9 protein-coding genes and 1 tRNA gene are annotated in these 15,014 nt (G+C 50.4%); 1 reads left to right on the forward strand and 9 read right to left on the reverse strand.

The window, feature by feature from the left end; all coding sequences use genetic code 11:
* Nucleotides 1-6: 6 nt before the first annotated feature.
* The 4 genes from LJ046_RS08525 to LJ046_RS08540 form a co-directional block, all read right to left on the reverse strand.
* Entirely contained in the window at nt 7-231 is a 225-nt protein-coding gene (locus LJ046_RS08525; RefSeq protein WP_002878981.1) for a hypothetical protein, read from the reverse strand.
* Between the two features lie 100 nt (nt 232-331).
* On the reverse strand, nt 332-1,885 hold the full coding sequence (locus LJ046_RS08530) for a Rib/alpha-like domain-containing protein (RefSeq protein WP_002878980.1): 1,554 nt from the start codon (nt 1,883-1,885) through the stop codon (nt 332-334).
* A 15-nt stretch (nt 1,886-1,900) separates the two neighbouring features.
* The gene (locus LJ046_RS08535; RefSeq protein WP_002878979.1) at nt 1,901-2,752 is read right to left on the reverse strand and encodes an NAD(P)H-hydrate dehydratase; all 852 of its coding nucleotides are present in this window, start codon (nt 2,750-2,752) and stop codon (nt 1,901-1,903) included.
* 1 nt (nt 2,753) lies between these two features.
* Complete coding sequence (locus LJ046_RS08540; protein ID WP_002878977.1) at nt 2,754-4,040, reverse strand: serine hydrolase; 1,287 nt, start codon at nt 4,038-4,040, stop codon at nt 2,754-2,756.
* Between the two features lie 98 nt (nt 4,041-4,138).
* On the opposite strand from LJ046_RS08540, the gene LJ046_RS08545 reads away from it, so the two are divergent.
* Nucleotides 4,139-4,222: transfer RNA gene (locus LJ046_RS08545), tRNA-Leu, on the forward strand.
* A gap of 203 nt (nt 4,223-4,425) precedes the next feature.
* On the opposite strand, the gene spxB is transcribed toward LJ046_RS08545, so the two are convergent.
* The 5 genes from spxB to leuS all read right to left on the reverse strand — a co-directional run bounded on the left by spxB (nt 4,426) and on the right by leuS (nt 14,731).
* On the reverse strand, nt 4,426-6,276 hold the full coding sequence (spxB, locus tag LJ046_RS08550) for a pyruvate oxidase (protein WP_072557738.1): 1,851 nt from the start codon (nt 6,274-6,276) through the stop codon (nt 4,426-4,428).
* Nucleotides 6,277-6,497: 221 nt separating this feature from the next.
* Entirely contained in the window at nt 6,498-7,661 is a 1,164-nt protein-coding gene (locus tag LJ046_RS08555; protein ID WP_002878809.1) for a hypothetical protein, read from the reverse strand.
* 161 nt (nt 7,662-7,822) lie between these two features.
* Nucleotides 7,823-10,237: a phosphoenolpyruvate synthase gene (gene ppsA, locus LJ046_RS08560; RefSeq protein ID WP_002878808.1), complete on the reverse strand. Its 2,415-nt coding sequence runs from the start codon at nt 10,235-10,237 to the stop codon at nt 7,823-7,825.
* Between the two features lie 365 nt (nt 10,238-10,602).
* Entirely contained in the window at nt 10,603-12,222 is a 1,620-nt protein-coding gene (locus LJ046_RS08565; RefSeq protein ID WP_002878807.1) for a putative polysaccharide biosynthesis protein, read from the reverse strand.
* A 94-nt stretch (nt 12,223-12,316) separates the two neighbouring features.
* A complete protein-coding gene (gene leuS / locus LJ046_RS08570; RefSeq protein ID WP_002878806.1) occupies nt 12,317-14,731 on the reverse strand; it encodes a leucine--tRNA ligase in 2,415 nt (804 codons plus the stop codon).
* Nucleotides 14,732-15,014 lie beyond the last annotated feature (283 nt).

Consider the following 15,014-nt stretch of genomic DNA (forward strand, 5'->3'; position numbering starts at 1 on the left):
TCTATATTACTTGTTACTAATTAGTAGCTCTTGATCAAGGACATAAGTCTTGTCATCGTCAGTCAAGCTCTGCTGGCTCTTGTCGGTTAATTCCCGGTAAAGCTCACTGGTTAAAGCGTAGTGGGTGCCGGTCCCCCGGTCAGTTACGGCTTCATCATGGCTGGTATAGCTGGTCGCGTTATAGATGTCGTCCTGCAAAACCGCAACAATCAGCAATTCAATTCTATACAAGGCAAAAAACAGGGCTCTTCCACATTGTGTGAAAAAGTCCTGTTTACTTTTACATTAACAAGTAATATTAATTTTTTGACTAGAAATTCTACTTAAAGGCCTACTTGTACTTGATAACGACCCTGGTACCCACCTTCAGCTTGCCTGAAGTCCGTTGACCGTACAGCCAGCGGGCGTCACTCAGCGTCAGCCGTATGCAGCCGTGAGAGTCTGGCTTGGTCCCTTGCACAGTCAGGTGGGCCGTGCTGCCGACGCCGCCGTAGCCGTAGTGGTAGCCCTTGTAGTAGACGCCAGAGCCATAGTTGTTGATTGGCACGCTGTGGAACAAGTAGTCACTGCCGTAGTAAGCCATGTAGTAACGGGCCCCTACGCCGTCTGAAGACATGAAGGACGGGCCATAAGCTGCCTTCAAGTAGAAGGTGCCACGCGGCGTGTCACTTTGGTACTTGCCGTTAGTCATTTCAAAACGGCCGGCTGAAGAGTACATAGTGTAGATGACCCTCTTGCCGCTCATGACGTAAACCCGGTTGCCCAGGATGGAAACCCGGATCCAGACATTCTTGTACTTGGCCAAGTTCGGGTAAGCCCGCTTCTCACTTGACTGGAAGTAGTAAGCTCCAGTCTTGGGCCGCATGTCGGCTGGGTCATAGTAAGGAGCGTTGGCTGGCTTATGCAGAACCCGCTTGTAGCCGACCTTGACGGTAACATTCTTGGTCTTGCTGGTCACCGTCTTGGCCTTAACTTTAGTAGTGCTGCGCTTGTAGCCGCTTATTGCAGGAACATTATAACTCTTCCAGGTCCCTTTTGACCACTTGCCATAGCTCTTCTTCGCCTTCTTGGAAGTCTTGGTTAATTTGCCATCAGTATAGGTTTTAGTCGTCGTGGTGGTGGTCGTTACCGTTCTGGACAGCTTAACCTTTTGGGTGATGGTCTTGTTCTTGCCCGGCCGGTCCAGGATGATCTTCCGGGTCTTGGTAGTATATTGCTTCTTCTTGCTCTTCTTGACCGACTTCTTGGTCGTCACGACGGAAGACACTTTAACCGTAACATCAACCGTGTCAGTGGACTTGTCAGTGTAGGTTACTAAAACAGTCCCCTTGACCGTGCCGGCCTTGGCCGTGCTTGGTGCCTGCTTCCAGGTCACGCTGTCCACGTTCTTAAGGCTGGAAAGGTTGCTGATGGCTGATCTGGCCGTCAGGCTCTTGCCCACCTTGACCGTCAAGCCAGTCTTGGCTACAGGGCTGTTCTGGCTGGCATAACTGGTTACTACTTCCAGGTCGACTTCAACTTCGCTGGTCGTCCCGTCAGTATAAGTGATGACTACCGTTGCCTTCTGGCTGCCGGCAGCTGACACGTCTGGCTTGGTCTTCCAGCTGTAACCCTGGACGTGCTTTAAAACAGCCTTGTTGCTGATGGCGTCAGAAGGATTCGGCAGAGTGCCCACAGGCGTGGTCAGCTTCTTCCCTTTGGCTTCCTGCTGGTTTAAAGCAGTTGACGTTTCTGACGTATCCGTTGTGTTGGTTGACGTATTGGTCGTCGTCTCTGCCTTCTGCGCCGTGTCCGTGTCAGCCAAGACTCCTTGGCTGCCCAGGCCACTGGTCAACAGGGTCAAAGCTGCCACTGAAAGCAGGGTAAGATACTTTGACTTTTTCATAATTCCCTCCGATATCTAACAGGTGCTCAGGCGCTTCATCAAGCGCGGCATATAAGCAGAAATTTGCGTTGGCCGCACCAGGTAGAAGGACTGGTAAAGGTCGTCCCCTGCCCTTGAGTGGCAGTAAACTGCTGCTAAAACGCTGGTCAGCTTGGAGCCAAACTGGCCGAGAAAAGCGGCAATAATTCCAGCTAAAGTATCGCCCATTCCGCCTGTAGCCATTCCGGGGTTGCCGGCTGAATTGCGGTAGATTTCACCTGTAAAAGCATATACTCGCGTTCGATGTGCCTTCAAGACTAGTATAACATTTTTCATTTTGCCAGAGAACAAACGCGAAAGAGCCTCTTGGTTGGCCTGGTCTTCCTGGTCAGCAATCTTGATCCCGCTCAGCCTCTGCCACTCCATCTGGTGGGGAGTCAGAATGACCAGGCCGGCCTGGAGATTTCTCAGCAGGTCAGGCTTTTGGCTGAGCAAGTCTAAAGCGCTGGCGTCAAAAATAATAGTCTGGTCAGAACCTACATGCTGGCAGACTGCTTCTAAAATTTCCCAGGCTTTTTCCCCCAGGCCCAGGCCAGGCCCGCACAAAATTACATTAGACCGAGAAATCTGCTTAGCCAGATCTAAATTGTAGTCAAGCACGGCTGCTTCTGGCAGGCGGGCGTGGAGGGCGGCAAAATTGACCGGGTCAGTCGCTACCGTTGTCAGACCCGCCCCGGAGTAAACCGCAGCTTCGGCAGCCATGCTGATGGCTCCGCCATACTGGTGATTTCCGCCAATTAGCAGAACCCGGCCGTAATTGCCCTTGTGGCTTTCAGCCGGCCGGGGGCGGACCACCTGCCGGGCTAAATCTTCATCAATGCTTTTCATCTTACTTGCTGCCAAAGATGCTCCGCCACAAACGGACGAAGAAGTTGGCCTCCTGGTTGTCCTGAGTTGCCACAGCTGGGGCAGTCACCGTCTTGCCGCTAAGAGATGGCAATTTACCGCTAGTTGCTGAGAACTTATAGCTGGCCACCTTGCTCCCCTTCTTTACAGGGGCAGAAACAGTAGTCTTGGATAAAGAAGTCTGCAGCTTGCTGCCCTGCTTGGCCCAGATAGTCACCGTCTTGTCCAAAACAACCTTGCTGCTGGTTTCCTTGCCTTCTGGCACCTTGACCGTGTTGGCCCCGCTGATGCTGGACCCCTTCTTCAAGGTTACGGCCGTGTAGTTTTGGTAGACATAGTGCATCAATTTGGCCGTCTGCACGAAACGGGACGGGTCCTGGCTGTTTGCGTGCTTGGCACCCAAAACCACAGTGATGATCCGGTGGCCGTTTTTCTTCACAGTCCCGGCAAAACAGGCACCGGCCTTATCAGTCGTCCCGGTCTTCAAACCGTCAACTGGCAGGTCAGAGTAGTAGCTGCTCAGCCCCTTCAGCATCCAGTTCCAGTTGGTCATCTGGCTTTGCGTTGAACCGGATGAGAAGGTAGCGCTGGTAATTGAAGTCGTCTGCAAGACTTCCGGGAAGTCCTTTAAGAGCTTCTGGCAGACGATGGCCATATCAGTAGCTGACATCTCGTTTTCAACGTTCTTGCCCACGCCCGGGTAAGCGGCTGAGCCAAGGTTGCCATTAGCCAAGCCGCAGGCGTTGTAGATCTTGGCGTCCTTAATCCCCCAGCTGGTCAAAAGCTTCCGCATCTTTTTAACAAAAGTTACCTGGTCGCCGCTGACAGCCTGGGCCAGGGTCATGGCTGCCCCGTTAGCGGATTCGATCAAAGTGGCCCGGTAAAGCTCCTTGATCGTGTAAGCATGGCTGCTAGTTAATGGCACATTGGAATACTCAGTGTTCTGGCTGATCTTGGCAATCGCGGCCGTCGGTTTAGCCGTGCTGGTCCAGGACAGCTTGCCCTGCTTGATGGCCTGCAGGGTCAAGTAAACCGTCACCAGCTTGGTCATGGAAGCAATCTGCCGCGGGGTCGTGGCATTCTTGGCATAAAGGATCTGCCCGCTATCGGCATCAACGGCAATCGCGGCCTTGACGTCCAGGTTCAGATCATGCTGCTGGTAGTTGGCGGTTGCCGCCACAACCGGCGCGGCCTGCCAAGTACTTATTCCGGTCAGTAATAATCCACTTGCTGCCAGACTCAGCAGCGCCTTTTTGATCTTTTTTAACAAAATCGCTCCTCTTTTCAAAAAAATTACGAAAATTTTGAATTAGCACTTCCATTTTACCAAATTTTTGCTATTATTAAATATGTGCTGAGGCACGAGATGCCCACTTGGCGGAATTGGCAGACGCGCAGCGTTCAGGTCGCTGTTCTGGCAACAGAGTGAAGGTTCGACTCCTTTAGTGGGCATGAATGAATAGCTGGGACGTCCAGCATGGTAGTTTTAAGAGCTGACCTAAGGGTCGGCTCTTTTTTGCTTCTCCTGCCTTTTCAGCCTAACAAAGCAATGGAAAACTGCTCCTAAGAAAAAGTAAATTTTTCCTAAAAAAGCAAAAAGAAGATCTCCCTCAAAAAAGGAGATCTTCTTTTGATGTTACTAGTTATGCCGGCTCTTAGTGAGAAGCACCTGAAGTAGTGTCTGGTGCAGTTTCTGGAGTTGAAGCACTTGAAGTTGCTTGAACTTGCAATGCTTCTGCCTTGTCTTCTGAGTGACCAGATGCACCTGAAGCCGCGTCAATTTCCAAACCAAACTTTTCAGCAAAGTATGAGAATGGGTGCAAAGCTTCTGCGTGGTAGTACTTCACGAATTCTGGGTCATCCAGAGTGTTAAGTTCAGTTGAGTAAGCCATGTGCTTAGTGTACTTAACGTCGACGAAGGCCGGGCCGTCCATCTTCTTCCATTCTTCTACAGCGGCTTGGAATTCAGCCTTGTCGTGAACAGTGAAGGCCTTCATGTTCATACCTTCAGCAACCTTTGCCCAGTCGTTGTCTGGCAGGATAACACCTGACAGAGGTTGGTTGGATTCGTCACGCTGTTCTGCTTCGATGAAGCCCAAAGTTTCGTTAGTGAAGACAACAGTCAATACGTGCATGTTGTAGCGAGCCAAAGTAAGCAGTTCTTCGCTCATCATTGCGAAGCCACCGTCACCGGCCAAGTGCCATACTTCACGGTCTGGCATTGCAGTTGCGGCTGCAATGGCAGCTGGTGAGCCGTAACCCATAGTTGCGTACAAGCCTGAAGTAGTCCAGCGTTGCTTGCCGTTCATGTTCAACAGACGTGCGTGGTCCATGTTAACGTTACCAACGTCAATAGCGAAGACAGCGTTGTCTGCGGCTTCCTTGTTGATGACATCCCAGATTGGTTCCTGGCGTACACGGCCTTCGTCCTTCAAGTGGTCGTCAGCAAATGAAGCAGTCCATGCGTCCCATTCTTCACGGTCGGCCAAAGCAGCCTTGTAAAGTGGTGATTCTTCGCGGGCTTCACCGGCGTCGATCAAAGCACGCAAGCTCTTCTTAGCGTCTGCCAGGATTGATACGTCAACTGAGTGACGCTTGCCTTGCTTTTCTGGGTCAACGTCGATTTGGATAACCTTGGCGTTCTTAGGGAACCACAATACTGAGAATGGTGAGTTGTTACCAACCCAAACTACCAGGTCAGTGTGGCCTTGAACTTCGTTAGGAGCCTTAGCACCGAGACGGCCGATAGTCCCCAAGTATGGCTTGAAGCTGTCTTCAACGATACCCTTGCCCAGGTATGAGGACATCATTGGCATCTTGAACTTGTCAGCAAATTCCTTCAATTCTTCGGCAGCGCCTGAAGCACCCAAACCGAAGTAAACAACTGGGTTCTTAGCTTCCTTGATCAACTTAGTTGCGGCTTCAATTGATTCAGCAGTTGGAGCAGCGTAGTTGTCAGCAACGTGGTTGCTTGCGGAAACACGGTAGTTGTCTTCGATTTCTTGCCAACCGAAGTCCTTAGGAATTACCAAAACAGCTGGACCCTTCTTTGCGTAAGCTTGACGGATAGCAGTGTCCATCAAAACTGGCAAAGCTTCCTTGGTCTTGGCTTGGTGGACCCAAACGGCAACGTCACGGAACCATGGCGTTTCGTCAAAGGCTTGGAAGAAGTTGATGTCTTGACGAGGAGTTGGAACGTTAGCTACCAGGGCAACCATTGGGGTCTTGTCGTACTTAGCGTCATACAAGCCGTTCATCAAGTGGATGGCACCAGGTCCAGCTGAACCCATGCAGACACCAAGCTTGCCGGTCAGCTTGTATTCTGCTGAGGCAGCCAAGGCACCGGCTTCTTCGTGACGAACTTCGATGAACTTAATCTTGTCTTGCATTTCATAGATCGCGTTCATGGTTGAGTCGAATGACCCGCCAGGGAAGCCGTAGAGGTGATCAATGCCCCACTTGTACATAACATCTAAAACGGCGTTTGCGCCCTTAATTTTTGCCATAAGTGAATCTCCTTACAATTAATTCCTTTAAAAGTTACTTACAGTAATAATTATAGACTCCCTGTAAGCGCTGTCAACATTGTGAAAAGATTAATTTTATCCAGCCTGGATATTGCCAGGACAATCTTCTGCTTTTCGCAAGCAAAAAATACTTCTATGAATATTAGGCAAAGTTTTATTAATGAAAGCATGCAAAAAGCGGATCGTCAGATCCGCCTTTTTTAAACTTCTTCAAATTCGATGATAATCTTGGTTGAGATGTAGGCTGGTGAAAATTCACCCCGGTTGTACTTCTCGACCTTCATGAAGCCGTCCTTGGATGAAAAGACGTATTCAGCCAGTTCTTCCAGGCTGGCAAACTGGTCAGTGTAGAAAGTCCCCTTTTCCGTAACCAGCTTCATCTTGCCGGCAAAAAGTTCCCGCCGCTTAGAGTAATTGTTGGTCCGGTTCTGGTTTTGGTAGCCGTTTCTCTGGTTGTTTCTGCGCTTGACGTAATTGCCCCGGCCCCGCTTGTCGTCGTTAGTGCGCTTTCTAACAACAAATTGCTGGTCATTGGCCGGCTCATGGCTCTTTTCGGCCTTTTCCGCTGGCTTTGCTTCTTCCTTGACTTCTGACCCGCGGCCTGGCTTGTCAGCCTCCTCAGCCTTGTTTTCGGCTTCCTCGCTGTCATCAAAGGCAAAAGGCAATTCAACTTGCGGGTGTTCAGCCAACTTTTCCGTTGCCGGGCGCGGCGCCTTCTTGATAAAGCGCGGGCCAGCTGGCTTATCTTCTTCTTTGACTTCTTCTGCAGCAGACTTTTCTTCTTCTACTACTTCTTCTTTGACTTCTTCCTCTGCAGTAGTCTCTTCTTTGTTTTCATCCTCTACTTGGCTTGCTTGTTCTTGATTTTCTTCCGTCTTTACTGCTTCTACAACTTCTGCAGCTTCTGCTTTGCCTTCAACTTCGGTATTCTTTTCTTCTGCTTGCGTGGTCTTTTCTTCTGCCTTTGCTTCTTCTGCTCCGAAGTGGTCATTAATGTACTGGATGGCGCTCGGACCCCAGTATTTCTTGTTGTGGTTCTTTTTATCAACAAAGTCTGGCTTCAAGTCCTTGTGTTCCCGCAAAAAAAGCCGCAGCTTCTTCTTGCCCAGGCCAGTAGTTTCCGCCAGGGCATTGATGTCCAGCAGGCCATTGTCGGTTGCCGGCGAAGCTGCCGACTTAGGCAGGGCCTTGCCCAGTTCTTGGAAAATCTGCCCCACCGCTCGCTCATCATAAAATTTATTGCCGCTGGGATCAGTCAAGGTCGGTTTGAACTTGAACTTCATGTTGATTAGGTAGTAGACCTGCTGCTGGGAAATCTGTGCCAATTTTGCGATTTGATCCATTGAGTAGTATTGTTGTGCCATTTATCTACTTTCCTCTTAACTTAAAGTGCTGTTTTTTACTAAAAAAATGATGATAATTCATTTTTAATTTTACGTCAAATTGGCATAAAATGCTTGATTTTTGCAATTATTCAACAAAAAAGCCGCTCCTTTCGGAGCGACTTATGGTCAAATCAATCTAATTACCATTCGTAGTCTTCAGTATCCTGCATCCCCAGACCAGTAGCCTTGTCCAGCAGAATTCTTTGTTCAAAGTGCGCTACGTTGAGCTTGGTTTCCTTAACCATGTCCGGGTTTACGGAAACGTAGTCAATCCCGCTCTTAACCAGGAATTCAGTGAAGTCTGGGTATTCTGAAGGTGCCTGCCCGCAGATAGATACGGTCTTGCCATCCTTGTGGGCGGTCTTGATCAAGTGGCGGATTGCCCGCTTAACAGCCAGGTTGCGTTCGTCGTAGAGGGCGGAAACAGCATCGTTGTTCCGGTCAGTCCCCATGATCAGCATGGTCAAGTCGTTTGACCCGATTGAGTAGCCGTCAACGTACTTGTTGAACTTGTCAGCCAAAATGATGTTGGATGGAATTTCCGCCATCATGAAGACCTTGAAGTCGCGGCTGCGCTCAAGCCCTTCATCAGCCATGATCTCGGTTACCTTTTCTGCTTCTTCAACAGTTCTGCAGAATGGGATCATGACATTCAGGTTCTTCAAGCCGAATTCGTTTCTAACCTTCTTGACTGCTTCCAGTTCCAGCTTGAAGGCTTCGATGTACTTCGGGTCGTAGTAGCGGCTTGCCCCGCGCCAGCCAAGCAGGTCAGCTGGTTCATGCGGTTCGTACTTGTCCCCGCCCTTCAAGTTCCGGTATTCGCTGGACTTGAAGTCAGAGAATCTCAAGACGACAGGTCTTGGGTTCATGGCCCGGCAGACCTTGCTGATCCCGTTAGCCAGTTCGTTGACAACCCGTTCTGGGTGGCCGGTTTCGATCAAGTAAAGCGGGTGCTGGTGGATGTAAGTGGTCCAGAGGAATTCTTCTCGCATCAAACCGATACCATCAGCTGGCAAAGTTGCGTACTTTTCAGCCAGGTCCGGGTCACCCAGGTTCATCATGACTCTGGTTGCCGTTGGCGGGAAGTATTCAGCTGCAGCCATTGGGGCAGTCTCGGCCTTCTTTGGCTTAACGACTTCGTCAGCCACCCCTTGGTAGACAACCCCGTTCTTGGCGTCAACCGTTACTTCCTGGCCGGTCTTCAGCAATCTGGTTGCAAAGGTCCCCCGGCTGGCAGTACCAACGATACATGGGATCTGCATTTCCCGGGAAACGATAGCGGCGTGGCAGGTCATCCCACCGTTGTTGGTAACAATAGCGGCCGCCTTCTTCATGGCTGGGACCCAGTCTGGTGAAGTCATCAAGGTAACCAGGATTTCGCCTTCCTTGAAGTCACCGATGTCCTTCGGGTCGTCAATTACGTGCACGATACCTGAAGCTACACCAGGGCTGGCTGGCAGACCCTTGACCAAAACCTTGTTGGAGCTTGGAGCCTTAGCGTCAGTTGCTTCCTTGGCGCCGCCCTCCTTCTTTCTTTGTGACCAAACAGTTTCCGGCCGGGCTTGAACGAGCCAGAGCTTGTCGTCTTGGTCTCTGGACCATTCCATGTCCATGTAGCAACCATAGTGCTTTTCAATTTGTTTAGCGTAGCCGGCAAGTTCAATAACTTCTTCATCAGTCAAACATGGACTCTTGGCCAAGTCTTCTGGGACGTCTCTTTGTTCAACCCCGCCGCCTGGCAGACGGATCAATTCAATGTTCTTGTTGTTGATGGTCTTGCTTACGATCTGCATGCTTTCCTTGTCAACTTCGAAATTGTCCGGGGTAACCGTCCCTTGGACGATGTATTCACCCAAGCCCCATGAACCTTCGATCATAACCTTGGTATCATCACCGTTGGCAACGTTGACCGTGAACATAACCCCGGCTGACTTGGAGAAGGCCATCATTTGGACAGCGGCTGACAGATCCACCTTCTCTTGCGGGAACTTCTGCTTGATCCGGTAGTAGGTTGCCCGGTCAGTAAACAGGGAAGCGTAGCAGTCTTGGACCTTGCGGATAACGTCCTTGCGGCCTCTAACGTTAAGGTAAGTGTCTTGTTCCCCGGCGAATGAAGCGTCTGGTAGGTCTTCAGCCGTAGCACTTGAACGTACGGCAACGTATGGTTCGTTTTGTCCGGTCATCTTGGCCAGTTCGTCATATGAGTTGCCGATGTCTTCGGCTAAGTCTTCCGGCATTGGTGCCTCGCGCATGATCTTTCTGATCTGGCTGCAGACCCGGTGCAGTTCTTCTGAGTCTTCCGGGTCCTTCAAAGTTGCCAGCAAGGCATTTACCTTCTCATTCAAGCCATTGACTTCCATGAAGTGCCGGTAGCCGTGTGCGGTCGTTGCGAAACCATAAGGCACTGGCACGTCAGTACCTGAAGTCAATTCACCCAATGATGCTGATTTGCCCCCAACCAAGGCCACGTCAGCGCGGCGCAGTTGGTTGAACCAAAGAACGTATGCATTTTTGCGTTCTTCTTCAGTCAATTCCTTCTTGTTGTTAATTTCCATTGTTTTCACCTCATGCCACTTGTCTTGTAAGCCTTTTCACTTTTGATTATTGTCCTTTTGTGATAAAATGTCAACATTTTCTTACAAGCTTTTTTGGAGGGATTTGCTGTAACCGTTTCCTTTGTTAAAATAACAGTATTTTAAAAAGTCTTTTTTGTTAAAAGTCCGGCAACTATTGAATTGTTTTTATTCACAAGCTAAAAAATACTTTTATCAAAAAAACTGCTTCGTCCCTTACCGTACCTAGGCTTTTTGCAATTTTTTCGCAAGATTTTCTCCATGAATAAACGTTTTGGACAAAAATACCCAAAAGAGGCGCAAAAAAAGATCCTCCAAATGGAGGATCCTTAACTGGCTCTATTCTATTATCTGAACTTTTGCATGATCCGGGTCACCCGGCTGCCCAAAATGTTTTCAGCCAGGCCGGTCTTAAGACTCAAGACCCCGTAAACAAGCACGCCGACAGCTACCGCCAAGCCGCTGAGTAGCATGGCTGACAAGCGCCGGTAAGGGCTGAGGAAGAGGCCGCCCAGCTTAACGGCAGCAAATACCGCCGCGAACATCACTATGGAGAAGCTGGCAATCCCGATAAAGCGCCGCATGATCCGGTCAGCCTGCCAGCGGTATTTCATGCTAAGGTGCTTGAGGGACATGGCGATGACCGCCAAAAGGCCAAGGTTGGTCGCCAAAAGCGGACCATAGACCTTGAAAAGGCGGATCATCGGATACTGGACGATCGCTTTGATGACCAAACCAAAGATCAAGTAGCGGATGGCATACATGTTCTCGTCCAGACCTTGCAAGATGGCCATGAGGACCGTAAACATCCCCAAGCTGATGGCCGTAAAGGAGGACAGGTACAAGACATGGGCCCCCAGCCGGTCATAGCCGTAGAAAATGGTGTACAAGGGGTCTGAGATCGCGGCCATCCCCAGCGAAGCCGGCAATAAGACGAACAAGAAAAGTTCCAAGGTATTGCCGATCTGCCGGGAAATATCCCGGTAGTCCCTTCTGGCGTGGGCCCCTGACAAGAGCGGAATAGCCGTAACTGCCATGGCCGTTGACAGGGAGACCACGATCATGATCAGCTTGTTGGCGTTCAAACCGAACAAGGCATACCAGATTTCGATCGCGTCATAAGGCACGTGCATGAAGCTGGCGATCATCGGGTGGAAGGTATACTGGTCCACCAGCTGAAAGATGTTGATCCCGGAGTCAATGATGATGAAGGGGATCGACTGCTGGATGATTTCAAAGAGCAGGCTGTTGGTTGAAACCTGCACCTGGTTGTTGGACCGGGCAATCAAAGGATCAACCGTCCGCTTCTGCCTAAGGTAAAAAATTACCAGCAGGCCAATACCGAACACGGCCCCGATCGCGGCGGCCAGGTTGGACTGGGTTACCGCGTCGACATAGTTGCCGTGCTGGACCCGCATGATCACATAAGCCGTCAAAAGCATCCAGATCACCCGGGCCAGCTGTTCCACGAACTGGGACATGGCACTGGGCATCATGTCGTTGAAGCCCTGGAAATAGCCCCGCAGGATGCTCAAAATCGGAATGATCAAAACGGCCAAAGCCAGGCTCCGGATCACCGGTACCTCCTGGGGGTTAAAGCCAGTCAGCGGCAATGCCAAAAAGTACATGCAGGCCGCTGAAATAATCCCGAAGACCCCCATTAAGGCCAGGCCGTGCCTGAAGAGCTTGCGGCCGACCCCGTACTCATTCAAGGCATTGTACTTGGCGATCTGCTTGGCGATCGCCCCTGGAATGCCCGCGGTGGAGATGATAATGAACAGGCTATAGATGTTGTAGCTCTTCGCCGTCAGAGAGTTGGCCAAGTTGCCATACTTTCCCATCCAGGCATACCAAGGGATGATATAGATCGCCCCGAGAATCCGCGACAGGATCGAGCCGATAGTCATCCAGGCCGAGCCCTTTAACAACTGGGCCTGGGAGTTGGTCTGTGATTTGTTCTTTGCCATAAAACTTCCCTAATCTTTATACTTCAACCTACTATCATATTCCTGATCCGGTTTGAAATATACTATAAATTGATTTTTTAGGAAAATTTTAGATTTATTTGGCAACAATGTTCACGATCTTGTTTGGCACGACAATGACCTTCTTGATCTCCTTGCCTTCCAAAAATTCCTTTACGTGCGGCAGAGCGGTTGCGGCAGCTTGGGCTTCTTCTCTGCTTGCGTCCTTGGCGATTTGGAAGTTGCCCCGCTTCTTGCCGTTGACCGTAACCGCCATTTCAACCGTGCTTTCAACCAGCTTGCTTGCGTCGTAAGTTGGCCAGGCAGCAAACTGCACGCTTTCGTCGTGGCCGAAGACATGCCAGATTTCTTCCATCATGTGCGGAGCAACCGGAGCCATCAGCTTCACGAAGCCTTCAGCGTATTCCCGCGGAATCTTGTCGACCTTTTGGCAGGCGTTCATGAAGACCATCATTTGGGAAATAGCCGTGTTGAAGCGCAGTTCTTCAAAGTGTTCCGTAACAGTCTTGACCGTTTCATTGTAGATCTTGTCCAGCTTGCCGTCGTTTTTGTCAGTGATCTTTTCAGATGGGATCGGATCCAGGTCTAAGTCATTGACAAAAGTCCGCCATACCCGGTCAAGGAACTTCTTAACACCGGAAGGACCGTTGTCATCCCAGTCAATAGACGCGTTCAAAGGCCCCATGAACATTTCGTAAGTCCGCAGGCTGTCGGCACCGTATTCGTCAATGACGTCGTCTGGGTTAACCACGTTGCCCCGGGACTTGGACATCTTTTCATGGTTCTTCAAGATCAAGCCCTGGTTGTAGAGCTTTTGGAACGGTTCCTTGGTTGGAACGACGCCCAAGTCGTAAAGAACCTTGTGCCAGAATCTAGCGTAAAGCAGGTGCAGGGTCGCGTGTTCTGCCCCGCCGATGTAAAGGTCAACTGGCATCCACTTCTTCAAGAGTTCCGGGTCAGCCAGGGCCTTGTCGTTGTGCGGGTCAATGTAGCGCAGGAAGTACCAGCTTGAACCAGCCCATTGCGGCATGGTGTTGGTTTCCCGCTTGCCCTTCCGGCCGTTTTCGTCAACAACGTTGACCCAGTCAGTCAAGTTGGCCAGCGGGCTTTCCGGAGTGCCGGATGGCTTGATGTTGCTTTCCTTAGGCAGGCGCAGCGGCAGTTCGTCTTCTGGCACCAAAGTGGTTTCCCCGTCTTCCCAGTGGATGACCGGGATTGGTTCACCCCAGTAGCGCTGACGGGAGAAGTTCCAGTCCCGCATCTTGTAGTTGACCTTCTTTTCGCCGACGCCCTTTTCAGTCAGCCAGTCAACCATCTTGGCCTTGGCTTCTTCATTGTGCAGGCCGTTCAAAAAGTCTGAGTTGACGTGGACCCCGTCACCGACAAAGGCTTCCTTGCTGATGTCGCCGCCTTCAACGACTTCCTTGATTGGCAGGTTGAACTTAGTGGCAAAAGCGTAGTCTCTTTCGTCATGGGCTGGAACGGCCATAACTGCCCCGGTCCCGTAAGTTGCCAAAACGTAGTCAGAAATCCAGACTGGCACTTCTTCCCCGTTAACCGGGTTGATAGCGTAAGCACCAGTGAAGACCCCGGTCTTGTCCTTGTTCAAGTCAGTTCTTTCCAGGTCAGACTTGGATTCAATGGACTTGATGTAGGCGTCAACGGCTTCCTTTTGCTCTGGACTGGTGATTTCCTTAACCAGTTCGTTTTCCGGAGCCAAAACCGTGTATGAGCAGCCAAAGAGGGTGTCCGGCCGGGTAGTGAAGACGTCAAAGCTCTTGTCTGAGTCCTTGATCTTGAAGGTTACCTGGGCCCCAACTGAGCGTCCGATCCAGTTTCTTTGCATTTCCTTGATCGGTTCTGGCCAGTCCAAGTCGTCCAGGTCGTCCAGCAAACGGTCAGCATAAGCAGTGATCTTCAGCATCCATTGCCGCATCTTGCGCCGGTAAACCGGATAGCCGCCCCGTTCAGTCTTGCCGTCGATAACTTCTTCGTTAGCGACAACCGTGCCCAGGTCTGGTGACCAGTTAACCGGTACTTCAGCTTCATAGGCCAGGCCCATCTTGTACATTTGTTCAAAAATCCACTGGGTCCACTTGTAGTAGTTCGGGTCAGTAGTCTTGATTTCCCGGTCCCAGTCATAGGAGAAGCCCAAAGCTTGCAGCTGCTTCTTGAAGTGGGCAATGTTTTTGTCGGTGAAAGTTGCCGGGTCGTTACCAGTTTGCAGGGCGTATTGTTCTGCCGGCAGACCGAAGGCATCCCAGCCCATTGGATGCAAAACATTGTAGCCTTGGGCCCGCTTCATTCTGGCCATGATGTCAGTAGCGGTGTAGCCTTCCGGGTGACCAACGTGCAGACCCTTGCCAGATGGGTAAGGGAACATGTCAAGAACGTAGTACTTTGGCTTTTCCGGATCAGTCCCGGTCTTAAAAGTCTTGTTTTCCAGCCAGTACTTTTGCCACTTCTTTTCGACAACTTTATGGTTGTACATCTGATAAATCCTTTCTTAAAAACAAAAAATGCCCTATGTTCAAACATAGGACGAATTGTTTCGCGGTACCACCTAAGTTCCACGCTTTCGTGTGACACTCAAATGTTTCTTAAAGCGAAACAACACTTTGGCATTGTCCGGGTGAGTTCAAAATTCCTCTTTCAAGCCTCGCAGCCACCGGCTCTTCTCTGAAGAAAGAAAAATTTCTACTAGTCCCTGCCCTTTATTATTTTCTCGATAACGATTATACTTTACCACATGGCTAAAATTTTTCAAGGGAGAA

Source organism: Lactobacillus delbrueckii subsp. jakobsenii ZN7a-9 = DSM 26046, from assembly GCF_001888925.1.
Lineage (GTDB): Bacteria > Bacillota > Bacilli > Lactobacillales > Lactobacillaceae > Lactobacillus > Lactobacillus delbrueckii.